The organism is Pandoraea commovens, from assembly GCF_902459615.1.
GTDB lineage: Bacteria > Pseudomonadota > Gammaproteobacteria > Burkholderiales > Burkholderiaceae > Pandoraea > Pandoraea commovens.
Genome location: NZ_CABPSA010000005.1, coordinates 337,979 through 354,173, shown reverse-complemented (window position 1 = coordinate 354,173; position 16,195 = coordinate 337,979). Strand labels below are relative to the sequence as shown.

At 64.4% G+C, this 16,195-nt stretch carries 11 protein-coding genes; 3 read left to right on the top strand and 8 right to left on the bottom strand.

The window, feature by feature from the left end; translation table 11 throughout:
- Positions 1–60: 60 nt before the first annotated feature.
- From PCO31010_RS16820 to PCO31010_RS16805, 4 genes are all read right to left on the bottom strand, one after another.
- Entirely contained in the window at positions 61–3,687 is a 3,627-nt protein-coding gene (locus PCO31010_RS16820) for an amino acid adenylation domain-containing protein (RefSeq protein WP_150665240.1), read from the bottom strand.
- A gap of 10 nt (positions 3,688–3,697) precedes the next feature.
- Complete coding sequence (locus PCO31010_RS16815) at positions 3,698–4,621, bottom strand: diiron oxygenase (RefSeq protein ID WP_039400399.1); 924 nt, start codon at positions 4,619–4,621, stop codon at positions 3,698–3,700.
- 201 nt (positions 4,622–4,822) lie between these two features.
- Positions 4,823–5,608, bottom strand: coding sequence for a DUF3050 domain-containing protein (locus PCO31010_RS16810; RefSeq protein WP_039403981.1), 786 nt, complete (start codon positions 5,606–5,608; stop codon positions 4,823–4,825).
- 290 nt (positions 5,609–5,898) lie between these two features.
- Positions 5,899–6,663 carry an IclR family transcriptional regulator gene (locus PCO31010_RS16805; RefSeq protein WP_150665239.1) on the bottom strand — a complete coding sequence of 255 codons (765 nt, stop codon included), beginning with the start codon at positions 6,661–6,663 and terminating at the stop codon, positions 5,899–5,901.
- Between the two features lie 260 nt (positions 6,664–6,923).
- On the opposite strand from PCO31010_RS16805, the gene sauS reads away from it, so the two are divergent.
- The 3 genes from sauS to PCO31010_RS16790 all read left to right on the top strand — a co-directional run bounded on the left by sauS (position 6,924) and on the right by PCO31010_RS16790 (position 11,493).
- Positions 6,924–8,399: an acylating sulfoacetaldehyde dehydrogenase gene (sauS, locus tag PCO31010_RS16800; protein ID WP_150665238.1), complete on the top strand. Its 1,476-nt coding sequence runs from the start codon at positions 6,924–6,926 to the stop codon at positions 8,397–8,399.
- 8 nt (positions 8,400–8,407) lie between these two features.
- Positions 8,408–10,024, top strand: coding sequence for an AMP-binding protein (locus PCO31010_RS16795; protein ID WP_150665325.1), 1,617 nt, complete (start codon positions 8,408–8,410; stop codon positions 10,022–10,024).
- 83 nt (positions 10,025–10,107) lie between these two features.
- Positions 10,108–11,493: an MFS transporter gene (locus PCO31010_RS16790; RefSeq protein WP_150665237.1), complete on the top strand. Its 1,386-nt coding sequence runs from the start codon at positions 10,108–10,110 to the stop codon at positions 11,491–11,493.
- A gap of 89 nt (positions 11,494–11,582) precedes the next feature.
- Here PCO31010_RS16790 and PCO31010_RS16785 read toward each other — a convergent pair whose 3' ends face one another.
- From PCO31010_RS16785 to PCO31010_RS16770, 4 genes are read right to left on the bottom strand one after another with little or no spacing between them, the layout of a single operon-like run.
- Positions 11,583–13,244: an ABC transporter permease gene (locus PCO31010_RS16785; protein WP_150665236.1), complete on the bottom strand. Its 1,662-nt coding sequence runs from the start codon at positions 13,242–13,244 to the stop codon at positions 11,583–11,585.
- Positions 13,245–13,246: 2 nt separating this feature from the next.
- Positions 13,247–14,185 carry an ABC transporter substrate-binding protein gene (locus PCO31010_RS16780; RefSeq protein ID WP_246184641.1) on the bottom strand — a complete coding sequence of 313 codons (939 nt, stop codon included), beginning with the start codon at positions 14,183–14,185 and terminating at the stop codon, positions 13,247–13,249.
- Between the two features lie 39 nt (positions 14,186–14,224).
- Complete coding sequence (locus PCO31010_RS16775) at positions 14,225–14,923, bottom strand: ABC transporter ATP-binding protein (RefSeq protein ID WP_150665234.1); 699 nt, start codon at positions 14,921–14,923, stop codon at positions 14,225–14,227.
- Positions 14,923–16,059 (bottom strand): porin, encoded by a 1,137-nt coding sequence (locus PCO31010_RS16770; protein ID WP_150660053.1) that lies wholly within the window; start codon positions 16,057–16,059, stop codon positions 14,923–14,925. Before PCO31010_RS16770 ends, PCO31010_RS16775 begins: the two co-directional genes overlap by 1 nt.
- Between the last annotated feature and the right edge of the window lie 136 nt (positions 16,060–16,195).

Sequence of the window (16,195 nt, the reverse complement as noted above, 5' to 3'; positions counted from 1 at the left end):
GATGAAAATGGACTGCGCGAAAAAAGGTGCAACAAATGACAGAGAGACCCCACACGCCGATCAGGCGACGGAGGCCGTCTCCTTCTCGTCGGACTTACCCGCCTGATTTCCCTTCGGTTCGGTACGCCGGGCATTGCTGCTACCCGGCTCGGGCAGGAAACCGCTTTCGATCAGATACCCGAAGTGATGCATGAGCAGGGCGTCGTCCTTGCGCGGATACGCCAGCCCCAGACGTGCAAGCGCTTGCGCCGATTGCCGGTGGGCAATGCGCGCCATGTCGCCGATATCCTCCTGACTGTCGTCCAGATAGAACGCGACCACATCGAACAACGCGTTGGTCTCGTCGATGGACGTCAGGCGATTGCGCCAGTCTGCGGGCTCTTCGAGGGCGAGCGAATAGCCGCATCGGGCGAGGGCGCCGAGGTAGTCTTCCCACGTCAGCGGTTGCGGGTTCTGGAGGTGGAAGACGCGCAACTCGCGCTGCGGGTCGGTCGTGCAGCGGACCATCGCGCGCGCCAGGAAGTCGACCGGTGTGAAGTCGAAATCCGTATCCCCGGCAGGGGCCGCGCCCAGTTGCAGTGAGCCTTTGACGAGCAGCAGGATCCGGTTACGCGTCGGCTGGCACAGCCCCGTGCCAGACACCCCGGTGATGTTGCCTGGACGCAGAATCGTGGCGTCGACGCCGCGCTCGGCGGCCTCCCACACCAGATGCTCCGCCACCCATTTCGTCACGTTGTAGCCGTTGTTCACGAAGGCGGGCGCGTTGCGGGCAGGGCCTTCCTCCAGCACATGACCGTCGGCGTTCACCGCGCTCGCGGCGGACAACGTCGAGACGAAGTGCATCGACTTGTTGCGGAACTCGCAGGCGAGGCGCAACAGTTCGAGCGTCGCACCGACGTTCGCGTCGTACAGATACGGATAGTCGTAGACGTGATTGACGTGTGCACCGTTGTGATAGATCGCATCGATATCGTGCGCCAGCGTTCGCCACGTTTCCGGCGATACGCCGAGTCGCGGTTTCGCCAGATCGCCGAGCACGACTCTCAAGCGTGGATGGCCTGCGAGCGCAGCCAGCCCGTTGGCCTGCAACGCCTGCGCGAGACGCGCCTCGCCTTCCTTCTGACTCGCTGCCCGCACCATGCAATGGATCGTGGCGGACGTCTGCGCGATCAGCTCGGCCGCGATGAAGGTGCCGAGGAAGCCGTTCGCGCCCGTGAGCAGAATGGCGCGTGCACCGTCCGCAATGGGACGCAGACCGTCGACCGGACGAATGTCGTCGGGTAGCACCATGTCGTCGAAGACACGCTGCGGAATGCGTTCGCCCTTGTTGACGTCGTCGTTCGAGAGCAGCGATGCCAGCGCGCCGATGGTCGGACGTTCCATGAAGCGGGCAAGCGGTGCATTGCCGCCGAACTCCTTCTTGACTGCAAGCATGAGTCGCGAGACCAGCAGCGAGTGGCCGCCCAGGTTGAAGAACGAATCGTCGCGGCCGATCTCGAACGGTTCCAGATCGAGCAGCCGTGCCCACAGGGCACGCAGATTCGTTTCCGTTTCGGTGAGCGGTGCCTGCGCGGTGTCGTCTTCCGTGCGGGCGCGCTGCGCCGGAATGCGGCCAAGCGCGTTGCGGTCGATCTTGCCGTTGTTGGTGGCGGGCAGTGCGTCGAGCACGACGATCTCGTAAGGCACCATGTAGTCCGGCAGACGGGCAACGAGCAGGTCGCGCAACGTGTCGCCCGTCACGGATGCCGCCAGCGGGCGCGCGACGAAGCCACGGATGCGTTTGCGGTCGTCGACCACGCACGCGCACTGACCGAACTGGCCGGTAGCGAGTGCGGCCGACTCGATTTCGCCGAGTTCGACGCGAAAGCCCCGAATCTTGACCTGTGCGTCGCGGCGTCCGACGAAGTGCAGTGCGCCGTACTCGTCCCACTGCACGATGTCGCCCGTGCGATACAGCAGTTCGTCGTGGGCTGACGGCCATTGGCCGTTCGGATCGGCAAACGGGTTGGGCACGAAGCTGCGCTCCGTCAGATCGGGACGATGCAGATAGCCATCCGCCACACCGGCACCGGCGACGCACAGTTCGCCCGCTTCACCCGTGAGCGCCGGTTCGCCTGTCTCGGTGAGCACGTAGCAGCGCACGTTCGCGAGCGGCCGTCCGATCAACCGGTTGCTGTCGCCCGCCTTCAGCCGCGCGACGGTGACGAATACCGTGCATTCCGCCGGGCCGAAGATGTTGTGGAACTCGCGGCCCTGACTCCAGCGGGCAATCGTCTCAGGGAAACAGACGTCACCGCCGGTCAGCAGATGCCGCAGCGCAGGCCACTGCGCGTCCGGCATCACGCCGAGCAGCGCGGGTGGCAGGAAAGCATGCGTGACGGCTTCGCGCTCGATGAGCGCGCTCAGATCGTCGAGTGCGTGGCGCTGGGCTTCGGTCGGGATCACCAGCATGGCACCGGCGAGGAACGTCGGGAAGATGTCGAGCAGCGAGACGTCGAACGCCACAGTGCAGAACTGCAACGCGCGGGAACTGGCGTCCAGTCCGATGTAGTCGCGATACGAGTGGCAGAAGTGCACGATGTTGCGGTGCGTGAGCATCACCCCCTTGGGCACACCCGTCGAACCGGAGGTGAAGATCGTGATGGCGCAGCGGCTCGCGCGATCGGGCAGGCGCGAGACGGGCCACGCTGTCACGCCGATGTTCACGTCCGCGACATTGAGCGAGCGCAGACGAATGATTCTGACGTTCAGCCCCTCGAGCGCGCTGGCGTCGAAATCGTCATCGGTGATCAGGCACGTCGCACGGCTCTGTTCGACGATCTGGCGCACGCGTTCCGCAGGAAACGACGGGTCGAGCGGCGCATAGGCCGCGCCTGCGCCGATGGCGCCGAGAATCGCGGTGTACAGCAGTCGCGACTTGGGCAGCCGCACCGCAACGACCTGGGGTGTACGGTCGTCCGGCGATTGCACGGGCAGCATCGCGGCGATGTCGAGCGCGAGCTTCATCGATGCGGCGACGAACGTGCGGTAGTTGACGTCGCCGTTGGCATCGCGCAGCGCGACGGCCGACGGGGCCTCGAGCGCGCGACGCGAAATCATCTCGGGCAGCGACGCCTCCAACGCCATCTCGCGTGCCGTCTCGTTCGTCGCATGCCAGCCGGACAGACGATGCAGGTCGAGCACCACGCTCCCGGGCGCCGCCTCGGCCACCGGGCGCGACGCGAGCGCATCGGTGGTCAGCACGTCGCGGCCGAGCTGGCTGACGATGTCGACGAGCATGGCTTCGGCTTCGGCATCGATCTGCGCGACCATGTCCGCGCCGCAGCGCAGGCTGTCGAACACGCAGGCCGTGGTGGCGACGTCGACATCGCCACGCGGGCCATGCCACTGCCAGGCGAGCGTGGACGTGACCGGTGGCAGTGCCGGGGCGCTGGCACGAAACGTCATGATGTGCGTGGCGGCACAGGCGGTTTCCGGTGCGGCGTCGCCGCAGTCGATACGCCACTCGACGCGCTGCGGTCCACTGTCCGGCGTAGGCACGCTCGCGCCCAGTTGCGCCGCCATCTCCGTGAGCGGGCCGCTGCTGTAAGACAGCGGCATCACGTCGTGCCCCATGTCGTGGAGCGCGGCGAACAGACGTGCGCCGAGGCGGTTGTTGCCCGCGATGGCGAAGGAAATCGCTCTCATGACTCGTTCCTCACAGGTATTGCGCGATGGCCGCGCGAGTGGGTTCGTGTTCGAGCAGCCCCGCCATCTTCAAGAACTTGCGGATGTTGACGATCATCGGGTGCTGGTTGGTGATCGGGTACGCGCCGACCATGTCGTTCGCGATCTGTTCGCGCGTGGCGGCGGGCAGATCGAGCGTGCCGATCAGGCGGCGGTCGAATTCGAGTTGCAACTCGTTCGTGAGGTACTCGCGAAGGAAGAACGGCAGGCCGCGTCCGAGTTCGATGCGCGCCGTCTCGTCGATCTCCGACCAGTACAGCTTGACCAGATTGATCCAGAAGACCGAGTGGCGGCCTTCGTCGGCCAGATGGTCGGCCATGACACCCTTGACCGAACGCTTGAGCGTGGTGTCGCGCGAGAATGCGGCGACTTCTGCTGTGACGGTGTTCTCCGAGATAGCGACCCCGAGCAGTTCCATACCGGCGGCGTATTGCGGCGGCACGTATTCCATGGCACGGGGAATGGCGCGCGAGAGTTCGATCTCACGGTTTTGCTCGATGGGGCCGATGCCGGTGCTGCGCTCGACCTGGTCGAGGTAGTCCATCGCCACGTAGGCGTGGTAGTTCTCGTCGATCACGACCGACATGGCGTCGCTGCGGCACGCGAACGGAAACTCGAACGGGAAGCGTGACTTGGCAATGGCCAGCGCCGTGCGGTTCACGATCTCCGTCTCGAAGATGATGACGTCGTTGATGTACTTGTAGAAGCTTTGCAGCAGGATGTAGTCCTGCACCTCGCGGCCGGCGTCGATCACGGCGGGGTGCGCGTACAGCGGCTGACGCTCGACGGGGTAGTAGCTCAGGTCGTCGTCTTCGACGATGCGGCGCGGACGGGAACGGATCGTGGCGCGTTGTTCCCATTGGTCAGCATGGCTGACGTAACTCTGCAATGACATGGCGTTGCCTCGGAATATGGGGGACGGCAGAGGACCTGCAACTCAGGATTCGAATGGGAGCGCGCGCAGCATGCGGTGAGGGATGTAAGGATGTGAGGGGGCGTATGCGGCCGACAGCGTGTGCTGTCGGCCGCGCCCCTCCGGTCCCCCGACCGTCCTGCCTCATGAAAAACGCGCTCGCAAACGAATCGCGCAAACGGCTTACGCAGCGACGGCTTCCTTCTGCGACGCCACGATGTGTTCGTGCAGGCCGTCCCACAGACGCAGCCGCTCGTCGATGGCACGCAGGCCCGCTTCCAGCGCTTCGACCATCAGACGCTCGTCGTTGTTGGCGGCCTCGACGATCATGGCGCGCGCAGCGGGGCCGTGTTCGCCGGAGTCCACTTCGATGTGGCGCTCCAGATAGAACGTGAGCAGCGGCACGCTCTTCGGATCGATCTGCCAGCCGTCGAGCAGTGTGCGGAACATGTCGGGAATCACGTTCTCCCGGCCGTAGAAGAAGTTGCCGAGCACCTGATGCGTCTTGCCTTCGTAGCAGGTCGCAAACGTCGAGTTGACGAAGCGCAGCACCGGCGCGGGGGCGTCGACGGCAGCGAGCGCAGCGCTCACGCTGTGGCCCTTGACGAGCAGGTCGATCAGCTTCTCGATCTGGCGCGTATCGGCGCCGACGTCGCGCATGGCGGCGAGGTACAGGTCGAAGTGGCTCATCGGGCCTTGCGGCGTCTCGTCGCATTCCTCGCCGAGCACGATCTCGTTGATCAGACGGGCGGCATGAATATTGCGCGGTGCGATCCACGGCAGCGTGATCGTCGTGAGGTCGGCCTGCAGGCGCTTGACCAGCGACATGAAGTCCCAGACGGCAAACACGTGCCACTCCATGAACGTCTGCAAACCTTGCATCGATTCGATGGAGTGGAACACCGGGTGATGTGCAAGCGTCGCGTGATGTTCCTTGATCTGACGTTCGAGATGTTCGATCTTGTCCACGATAGGCATCCTTGTGATAACGATGTTGAAATCAACCTGTGCGAGGGGGAATGCGGCGCGACTTTCAAGTCGTCGCCCACAGGGATCAGCAAGTTCGATGCCAGCGTCTCGAAACGCAAGAATCTAGACGATTGAGGGGATTTTTCAGGGGGCGAACGGGCGTCCGCAGGCATGACAACTGTTCAGATAATGGACAGGTGTGCGCGCGGGTGTCGCGAAAGGGAGGAGGTGAAGCGCGCCCCGCGCGGGGCGGGGCGGTGACATGCGGTGATGCAGTGAGAGCGGGCCGCTCAGTGCTTGAAGGTGCGTGCGGTTTCTTCGGCAGCGAAGCGCAGTTCGGGCTCGAATGCCAGCAGGTCGTCGAGCGTCAGGCGCCCGATAGGCGCCTGCACAGCGATAGCGGCGCACGCGCGGTTGCGATTGAGCATGACGGGCACGGCAATCGCGATCAGCCCCTGCAAATGCTCCTGATTGTTAATGCCCATCTTGCGACGCCGCGTCTGTTGCAGCTCGGCGCGCAACGCGCTGCGGTCGGTGAACGTCTGATCCGAAAAGCGGCGCAGAGGCAATGTATCGATCAGATGTTCGCGACGTTCCTTCGGCAGGAAACTCAGCAGCAGTTTGCCGCTTGCCGAGCAGTGCAGCGGGACGTGCGAGCCGGGCTGCAAATGCATGCGCAGCGGCCACTCCGTCTCCACACGATCCACGTAGATCACATCGTTGCCCGAGAGCATCGTCAGATTGCACGTCTCGCCGATGCTCGCGACGAGTTGCTCCAGCAAACCATGACGCGCTGCAGCAGGGCCCGTCTGCATCAACACATTGATGGCCAGCGCGCGCACGCGTGGCGAGCATTCATAGCGCCGGTCGTCGTCGCTGCGAGTGATCAGCCATGCGTCCTTCAACTGCGTGAGGATGCGATGCACCGTTTGCTTGGGCAGTCCAAGCGCGTTCACGAGATCCATCATCGATAGCGGACCGCCAGCGTCGGCGAGGGTTTCGAGCACGCGAAACGCACGCACTGCAGCGGCGTTCGATTGATTCGATGCTGCCATGTCGTCTCCTGAGTGTTGCTATGTCCCCCTCGGCAATCTGATGTCGCCTGTGGCGAAGCTTTGTCGTTGTTCTCTCGCCCGTTACCGCAATTCTGCATCGGTTTGATTACTTTTGCGGACTTTAGCGGTCCCGAATTTCGACCCACCCTTTACACCCTCCGAAGGTGTCCGGCTTGACCGGGAATTTGAGACCGGCGACGCGTCGTGTGTTGGCTAGATTGGTTACGCGAACCCACTCGAAAACCATCAGGAGGCGTCTCATGAATTCACGGGCTCTCGGAGCTGTCGTTGCACCGTCGGACGCTCGCACGTTAGCGCCGCGCGCGAGCAACGATATGGCCGACGTCGAGGCACAGGTCGCGCAACTCATCGCGCGGGCCAGGGTAGCGCAGCGCGATTTCGCCGCTGCCGGACAGCAGGCGCTGGACACGGCGGCCAGTGCAGCCGCATGGGCGATCATGGAACCGGCGCGCAACCGTCAACTCGCGGAACTGGCGGTGCACGACACCGGGCTGGGCAACGTCGACGACAAGATTCAGAAGAACTTCCGTAAGACGCTCGGCCTGCTGCGCGATCTGCACGGCCGCAAGACGCATGGCGTGATTGCCGAGGATGCGGGCAAGGGCATTGTCGAGATCGCACGTCCGGTCGGTGTGGTGGCAGCGATCACGCCGTCGACCAATCCTGCTGCGACACCTGCGAACAAGATCGTCAATGCGCTCAAGTGTGGCAATGCGGTGATCGTCGCGCCGTCGCCCAAGGGCTACAGCGCGTGCGCATTGCTATTGCGGTTTGTGCATGCGGAACTCGTCAAAGCGGGCCTCTCGCCGGATCTCGTACAGATGCTGCCGGAGCCGATCAGCAAGGCTGCTACGGCGGCGCTCATGCGTCAGGCCGATCTGATCGTGGCGACCGGCTCGCAGGCGAACGTGCGCATGGCCTATACGAGCGGAACACCCGCGTTCGGCGTCGGCGCTGGCAACGTCGCGTCGATCGTCACGCAGAGCGCCGATCTGCCGGATGCCGCCGTCAAGATCGCCCGTTCGAAGACGTTCGACAACGCGACAAGTTGTTCGTCGGAGAACAGCGTCGTGATCGAAAGCAGGGTCTACGACGCAATGATCGACGCATTGCACGCCGCCGGTGGCGTCTTGCTCAGTGCGGACCAGAAGCAGGCCCTGGCACAAGTCATGTGGGTGGACGGCAAGCTTTCCGGCGCATGCACGGCCAAGTCGGCGCAGCGGATTGCGCGTCTGGCCGGGCTCGACGATATTGCGGCGCAACATCCCAAATTCCTGATGGTCGAGGAGTCGGGCACCGGCTCGGATTACCCGTTCTCGGGTGAGAAGCTCTCGCCGGTGCTGACGGTCTATCGTGCCCGCGACTTCGACGACGCCGTGTCGCTCGTCTCGAACATCTACCGCTACATGGGCGCGGGTCACTCGGTCGGTCTGCACGGCGCTGACAAGGCGCAGGCCTTGCAACTGGGCGAGACCTTGCCGGTGGCGCGCGTGATCGTGAATCAGGCGCATTGCTTCGCGACCGGCGGGAATTTCGACAACGGCCTGCCATTCTCCCTGTCGATGGGGTGCGGCACGTGGGGACGAAACAACTTTACCGACAACCTCGGCTACCGTCAGTACCTCAACGTCACGCGCGTGGCCTATCCCATCGCCGCCGAAGTGCCTGAGGCCGACGACCTGCTCGCCGACTATTTCGGGAGATTCGGACGATGAACGCGCCCATGAACCCTGTCTCCGCCGCCCTTGCCGCAGCGCATGAATCGCCCGCCGCTAACGCAAGCACGTTGCGAGATCTGATCGAGCGGCAGGCGCACACGCACGGCGAGCGTCCGTACCTGCTGGCGCTCAATGATGGCAATGAAAGCGGCAATGAAAGTGGCGAAGCCGTGCCGCTGACTTTCCGTGCGTTGCGCGACGACTGCCGGGAACTGTCGCGGCGTTTTGCAGCGGCTGGCCTGCGCGCAGGCGACATCGTGTCTGTGTGCATGGGCAACGGTCCGCAGTCGGCACGCGTGATCCTCGCTGCGATGTACAGCGGCCTGATCGTCAATCCCATCAATCTGCTTTGTCAGCCGACGCAGCTGCAATACATTGTCGAGCACTCGGATACGCGGCTGATCTTCGTCTCCGAGGCGATGCTGCCAGCGCTGACGCAAGCGATGGATGCGGCACGGGGACAGGGGATGATGCGCGCGGTGGCGCTGGTGTGCACGTCACCCGATGCCACCGCACTGCCCGAGATCCCGTCGATGGCGGCAGTGCCATCGCTGGCCTCGCCGGTGATCGCCGACGTGGCGCTGCTCATGTACACGTCGGGAACCACCGGGGTGCCCAAGGGGGTGCTACTCACGCATCGAAGTCTGCTCGCGAACGCTGCGTTCATCAGCGCCGAGCATCGGCTCACGCATGAGGATCGCGTGCTGGCCTCGCTGCCGCTTTATCACATCAACGGTCTGGTGGTGACGTTGCTGGCACCGCTGTTTCACGGCGGATCGGTCGTGATGGCCCCGCGTTTCTCCGCGCGCACCTTCTGGCGCGACGTGACCGCAACGCGGTGCTCGTGGATCAACGTCGTGCCGACCATCGTCGCGTATCTGCTCGAAGGCGATGCCCCGTCGCGTGCTGAGCTAGCCAGGCTGCGCTTTTGCCGCAGTGCGTCGGCGGCGTTACCCGCCGACCATCACCGTGCGTTCGAAGCGCGCTTCGGCATCGGCATCATCGAGACGATGGGGATGACGGAGACCGCCGCGCCCGTCTTCAGCAATCCGTTCGATGCGCGCATGCGCCGCATCGGCAGTGTCGGTCTGCCGTCGGGCGGCGAGGCGCGCGTCATACGCCGCGACGGCTCGCAAGCCGACGCAGGCGAGACCGGCGAACTGGTGTTGCGCGGTGCGCAGATCATGCGCGGCTACTACAAACGTCCGGACGAGACCGCCGACGCTTTCACGGCCGATGGCTGGTTGCGCACCGGCGATCTCGGTCATCGCGACAGCGACGGGTACTTCTACATCACCGGACGCGCCAAGGAACTGATCATCAAAGGCGGCGAGAACATCGCGCCGCGCGAGATCGACGAGGCGCTGCTGCGGCATCCCGATGTGCTGGAGGCGGCCGCCGTCGGCGTGCCCGACCCGGCCTATGGACAGGAGATCGTGGCGTTTGTCGTGCTGCGTGGGCCGGACGACGCTCAACGCACGTCGGCCGACGTGCAGGCATTGCGCGAACACTGCCTGCGAACCCTTGGCCGCTACAAGACCCCGAAGGAATTCCGCTTCGTCACCGAACTGCCGCGTGGCCCGTCGGGCAAGGTGCAACGACTCAAGCTGCTGCAACAGTAACGACCCGAGGGGCCATCGCTCCCCGGGTGCAGGACACGATCGCATGCGCATGACGTGTGCGACGTAAATACATAGGAGACAACATGGACAAGCGTACCGGTCGCGTGAAAACGCGCCACATCATTCTTGCAGTCATGTGCCTGATGTATTTCATCTCGTACATCGATCGCGTCAATATTGCCGTCGCAGGCCCCTTCATCCGACAGGAGATGGGACTGACGACGGTGCAACTGGGACTCGTGTTCTCGGCCTTCGCCTATCCGTATGCCGCGATGCAAATCTTCGGTGGATGGCTGGCGGACCGGTACGGACCCAAGCTCGTACTGACGGTGCTCTCGCTCATCTGGGGCGTCGCGACACTGGCGACCGGCTTTGCGGGCAGCATTGCGGCACTCGTTGCGTTGCGCTTCTTGCTGGGCATCGGGGAGGGCGGTGCGTTCCCGACGGCAACGCGCGCGTTCACCTACTGGATGCCCGTCGGCGAGCGTGGCTTTGCACAGGGCATTACGCATAGCTTTGCGCGTCTGGGCGGGGCGATCACGCCGCCGGTCGTGCTCGCCATCGTGGTGGCGTTCGGCTGGCGCGAGGCGTTCATCGTGCTGGGGGTGGTGAGCCTGATCTGGACCGTGCTCTACATGAAGGTGTTCACCAACACGCCCGAGCAACACCGTCGCGTTACGCCGGAAGAAGCGGCCGAGATCGGCTACCGGCCGGGGGATTGCGAACGTGCCAAGCGTGCGTCGACGCCGTGGCGCAAGCTCATTCGACGCATGTGGCTCGTGACGTTCGTCGACTTCTGTTATGGCTGGCTGCTGTGGGTGTATCTGACGTGGATGCCGTCATATCTGCGCGAGTCGCAGGGCTTCGATCTCAAGCAACTGGCCTTGTTCACGGCGCTGCCGCTGCTCGCGGGGGTGGTCGGGGATACGTTGGGCGGTGTGGTGTCCGACAAGCTCTACAAGGCGACGGGACGCCTGCGTTTCGCGCGTGTATCGGTGCTGGTCGTCGGCATGGGCGGATCGCTGGCGTTTCTGTTGCCGATGACGATGGTGTCCGACCCGATGGTGGCGGTGTTCCTGCTCTCGGCGTCGTTCTTCTTCCTCGAAATCACGAATCCGGTGCTCTGGACTTTGCCGCTCGATATCGCGGGCAAGTATGCGGGCACGGCGGGCGGCATGATGAACACCGGTTTCGGTCTCGCGGGAATGATCTCACCCGTGGCGTTCGGCTATCTGATCGAGACGAGCGGCAGCTACAACGTGCCGTTCGCCATCTCGGCGGTGTTGCTCGGCATGGGCGTTGTCGCCGCACTGTTTATCGACACGAGCAAAACCGTCGACAAGGACGAGGAGGACGAAGCGAAGGCGATGTCCGGAACCCCTTCGTCAATGGTCGGCGCGGGGCCGGTGTGGATGGCGACGGGGCCGCAACGGCACCCGCTGCGTCGGCCGCTGCGCTGGCGTCGTTAAATCGATAGCGGCTTGTCCCGTGTGAAATGAAGAAGGGGCGCGCTGACCGGCGACCGGCAGCGCGCCCCTTCGGTGCTATCGCATCAGGATCAGGCAGCGCGCTCGCGCTTGTTCCCCAGACGCGACGCCAGCATGAGCAACGTGCCGCTCACGGCCATCGAGACGACGCCCATCGCCATGCCCTGACCGATGGAACCCTGCTCGAACTGACGCCATACGAAGATCGAGACCGTCTGCACGCCGCTAGGCGCGAGCAACAGCGAGGTCACGAGTTCGCGTGACGCAATCGCAAACACGATCATCAACGACGCGCCGAGCGCGGGCATTACCAGCGGAAGTGTAATGCGTCGCAGCGCGACACCCGCCGGTGCGCCGTGCACGCGTGCAGCGGCTTCGAGCGACGCCGCCGTCTGCCGCAGCGCAGCGCTCGTGTAGCGCACCGGATACGGCAGCAGCAGGCAACTGTAGGACAGCAGCAAAATGCCCCAGGTGTTGTACGGCGTGACGGGCCAGAACGGCAGGTTCCACGCGAGGATCAGGCCCACGCCGACAACGATGCCCGGCAAGGCATGCGGCAGCAGCGACAGGCCGTCGATCAGCACGCGGCCTCGCATCGTCGACTTCACGACACACCACGCGCACAGGAAACCCAGCACGCCCGTGACGAGCGACGTGCTCAACGCCAGCGACAGACTCGTCGCCAACGCTTCAAGCCCTTCCGCGCCCTGACCGAGCAACGCCGCGAAGTGTGACGTCGTCAGATTGGCGAGCGACAGGCCACCCGAGAGCGTGCCCGAGAACGCCGTGGCAAGAATCGAGAACAGCGGTGCCACGGTGGCCAGCAGTGCTACGAAGGCGAAGCCGAAGAGCGCGAGACCTTTCCAGCGGCCCAGTTCGCGTGGAGGCGATGCGATGGGCTTGCCTGTCTGCGTCTCGAAGTCCTTGCCTGCCGCGAGCCGGTGTTGCAACACGAAGGCGACGAGCGCGAGCACCGCCAGCACGACCGACAGAACCGACGCGCCCGGCAGGTCGATCGGCCAGTCGGCGAAGCGGCCTTCGATGGACGTGACCAGCACGGAGAAACCGGCGCGCGCGCCGAGGGCGGCAGGTGCACCGAATTCTTCGATAGCCATCGTGAACGCGAGCAGCAGGCTGGCCGCGAACGCCGGCAGCGCGAGCGGCAGCGTCACCCGTGCAAACGCACGCCACGCGGACGCACCATGCACGCGGGCAACGTCTGCCAGTCGCGAGCCGGTGGTCGAGAGCGCGCGGGACACCGCGAAGTAGACGACGGGAAAGATGTTGAGCGTCATCACGAAGACGAGGCCCGGCAGCGAGAACAGGAACTGTCCGGCGTCCATGCCGGTGAGCTGCTGAGCGTAGCCGCCCGTTTGCAGCAACAACATCCAGCCCAGCGCCGCGAGATACGGCGGCACCAGAAACGGCAGGAGGAAGCACAGATCCCAGAGCCGCGCGCCCGGTACGTGAAACAGGCCGCGCACCGCGCCGAGCGCACCACCGACCAGCGCCGTGCCGAGCGCCACCGACACACCGAGTCTCAGCGTATTGGTGACGAGCGGCAGCGTGCTGTCGTGCGACAGCGTGGGCCAGACAGCGGAGAAGGGATCCGCGAACGATCCCTGCGCGAGATGCGGAAAGATAGCCTGTAACAGAACGAACGCGACCGGCAATGCCACCACGACGGCGAGCGCTGCAACGGTCGCCGTCGGCAGTAGTCGGAGCGATTTCACCGTTAGTGCTGGCCGTTGAGTTTGGCGAAACGTGCCAGAACATCGGCGCGCGAGGTGCTCGACGATTGCGCGTCGCCTTGCGGCAACAGACGCAGATCCTTGAACGAAGCGCGCTTGATGGCGATGTCTTCGCGTGCCGGAATCAGCCACGCTTCAGCGACCATCTGCTGTCCTTCTTCCGAGAGCACGTAATCGATGAACTGACGCGCTTCTTTCTGCTGCTTCGACGTGTTCAGAATCATCATCGGACGCGGTGCGATGACCGTGCCGCTCGTCGGGAAGATCACCTTCACGGCTTCGCCCTGTGCGGCGGCGGCATAGGCGACGTAGTCGACCGCGCCGAACACGGCAGCCTTCGCGCCTTGCAGCACCGGGTTGAGCGCCTGAGCATTCGGGCCGGACACGACCATACCGTTTTGCTTCAGATCGTCGAAGAGCTTCCATGCTTCGCCGCCCAGACGCGCTTGCAGACCCAGCAACAGGTCGGCGGACGCACCCGAGAGGGCCGGGTCCGGCATCGTCACGAGATGGCGATACGCGGGTTTGGTCAGATCGCGCCAGTCATGCGGTTCCGGCGTGCCCGATTTGGCGTTCCAGACGATGCCGAGCGCGGAGAGGCCTTGCGCGACGTAATGCGTCGTCTTGAAGGGGGCTGGCACGCGCGAGGCGTTGGCACTCTGGAACGGGGCGAGCCAGCCGCGCTTTTCGAGATCCTGTGCGGTGTCCCACGAGGCCGAGATGAGCACGTCGGCACGCGGGTTGGCCTGTTCGGCTTCGATGCGCGCCATCACCTTGCCGGTCGTGGCTTGAAAGACATCGACTTTGATACCGGTCTTCTTCTCGAAACCCGCAGCGAGCTTCTTGCTGAGGTTGCCGGGGCCGGCGGTATAGACGGTCAGCGCGTGCGCGTGCTGAACGCCAACGCTTGCAGCAAAGGCCATGGTGAGTGTCGCGATAATTTTGCGGTGGAGCATTATGGGCTACCTCGTAATACGTTTGTCAACGCGCCCGTGCGCGAGGATCACGATCTGGTCGGCCAACGCCTCGGCTTCTTCGCGGTCATGGGTGACATAGACGGCGGTGGTGCCAAGGCGCGAGAGCAGCGCGCCGATATCGGCGCACAAACGCGTGCGCAGATCGCGGTCGAGGTTGGATAGCGGCTCGTCGAACAGCAGCAGACGCGGGGCCGAGACGATAGCGCGCGCGAGCGCAACGCGCTGCTGCTGGCCACCGGAGAGCGCCTGCGGACGCCGGGCGCCGAGACCGGCAAGGCCAACGAGCGTGAGGGCTTCTTCGACGCGCTCGGCGCGCTCCGTGCGTTTGACCCCGCGCATCTCAAGCGGGAATGCAACGTTGGTGGCCACGCTCATGTGCGGCCACAGGGCGTAGTCCTGAAAGACCATGCCGAGCGAGCGCAATTCCGGGGCGTGACAGACGCTGGCGCTGGCGACCACGGTGTCGTCGAAACGGATTTCGCCCCCAGTGGGGGCGAGCAGACCGGCGAGCAGTTTGAGCAGCGTGCTCTTGCCGCATCCGGAGGGGCCGAGCAAAGCGGTCGTGGTGCCGGCCGGGACATCGATGTCGATGCCGTCGAGCACGCGCGCCGCACCGAAAGTCTGGTGCAGCGCGCGCAGCGACACAGCGACGCCTTGCGGCGCAGGCAGAGCGTCGCTCGTCATCAGAACGTGTGCTTGATACCGGCCATCGTACCGAACTGGTTCTTGCCAGCGATGACGTTGGTGCCGAAGCCGTTCAGACCGAGATCGGAGCCATTGCGGTTCACGACGTAGCCCATGTTGACGTAGACGTCCGTACGCTTCGAGAAGCTGTAGTCGGCGCTGACCTGGAACGACAGCGGGTCGCGGTTCGTGCCGTAGAAGTCCTGATACATGGCCGTGGCCGACAGGTCGAGCGCGGGCGTGGCGTGCCACGTCGAGCCGATCCAGTAGTAGCTCGATGCTTCCACCGGGCTCTTGTTCAGGGCCGAGAGGTGGATGGCCTTGGCGTTCAGGTAACGGTAGCCGACGTACAGATCGACGCTTTGCAGCGAGTACTGCACCGCCGCCGCGATACGGCGATCCATGTTGCCTTCATAACCACCGACCTTCGAGGTCATGGCTGCATTGGGCAGGGTCGAGCCGCCGTTCTTCTGGTCGTAAGCGATCACGAACGAGAGCGGGCCGTTGGCGTAGCGCACGCCGGCGTCGACGACCTGTGCGCGACGATTGTCGCCCGGCGTGGTGCTAGCCGCGCCGAAGCTCACGTCGTCGTAGCCCTTCGAGTACTGGACCATCGCTTCGAAGTCGCCGAGCTTGGCGCTGTAGCGAAGGCTGTTGTCGAGACGGTCGGAGAACGCCGTGTCCTGCATCTTGATGGCGTAGACGGCGTTGTTGAGCGGGTTGAACTTGCTGACCCAGTCGAGGAACACACCGCCCTGGCGGCCGATCGTGACGGTGCCGAACGACTTGTTCGACAGGCCGACGTAGGCCAGACGACCGAACTCGCGGCCGCCCTGAAGCGATTGACCGTTACCGAGGTTGAAGCCGTTTTCGAGCAGGAACAACGCCTTGTTGCCGCCGCCGAGATCTTCGGTGCCCTTCAGGCCCCAGCGCGAACCGGCGAGGTTGCCCGACGTGACGCGCGTGAGGTTCACGGCGCTGCCAGCGGTGTTCTTATCGGCGTTGGTGAGAAATTCGACGCCCGAGTCGATCAAGCCGTAAAGCTGAACGTTTGACTGGGCCAGAGCGGGCATGGGCAGGCTGCTGGCGAACGCCAGGCAGCACCCTGCCGCCGCGATGCGGAGGTTGGGTTTCATTTCAAGGTCCTCTTTGGGATTAAATTGAGCCGCCAATGTAAGCGGCCAACATGTCGCGAACATGACAATGTGTCGTCGTCCGAAAGAGGGGGACTTGCTAGATACTCAACGGCGGAGGAGGGGGCCGGGCAGGCAG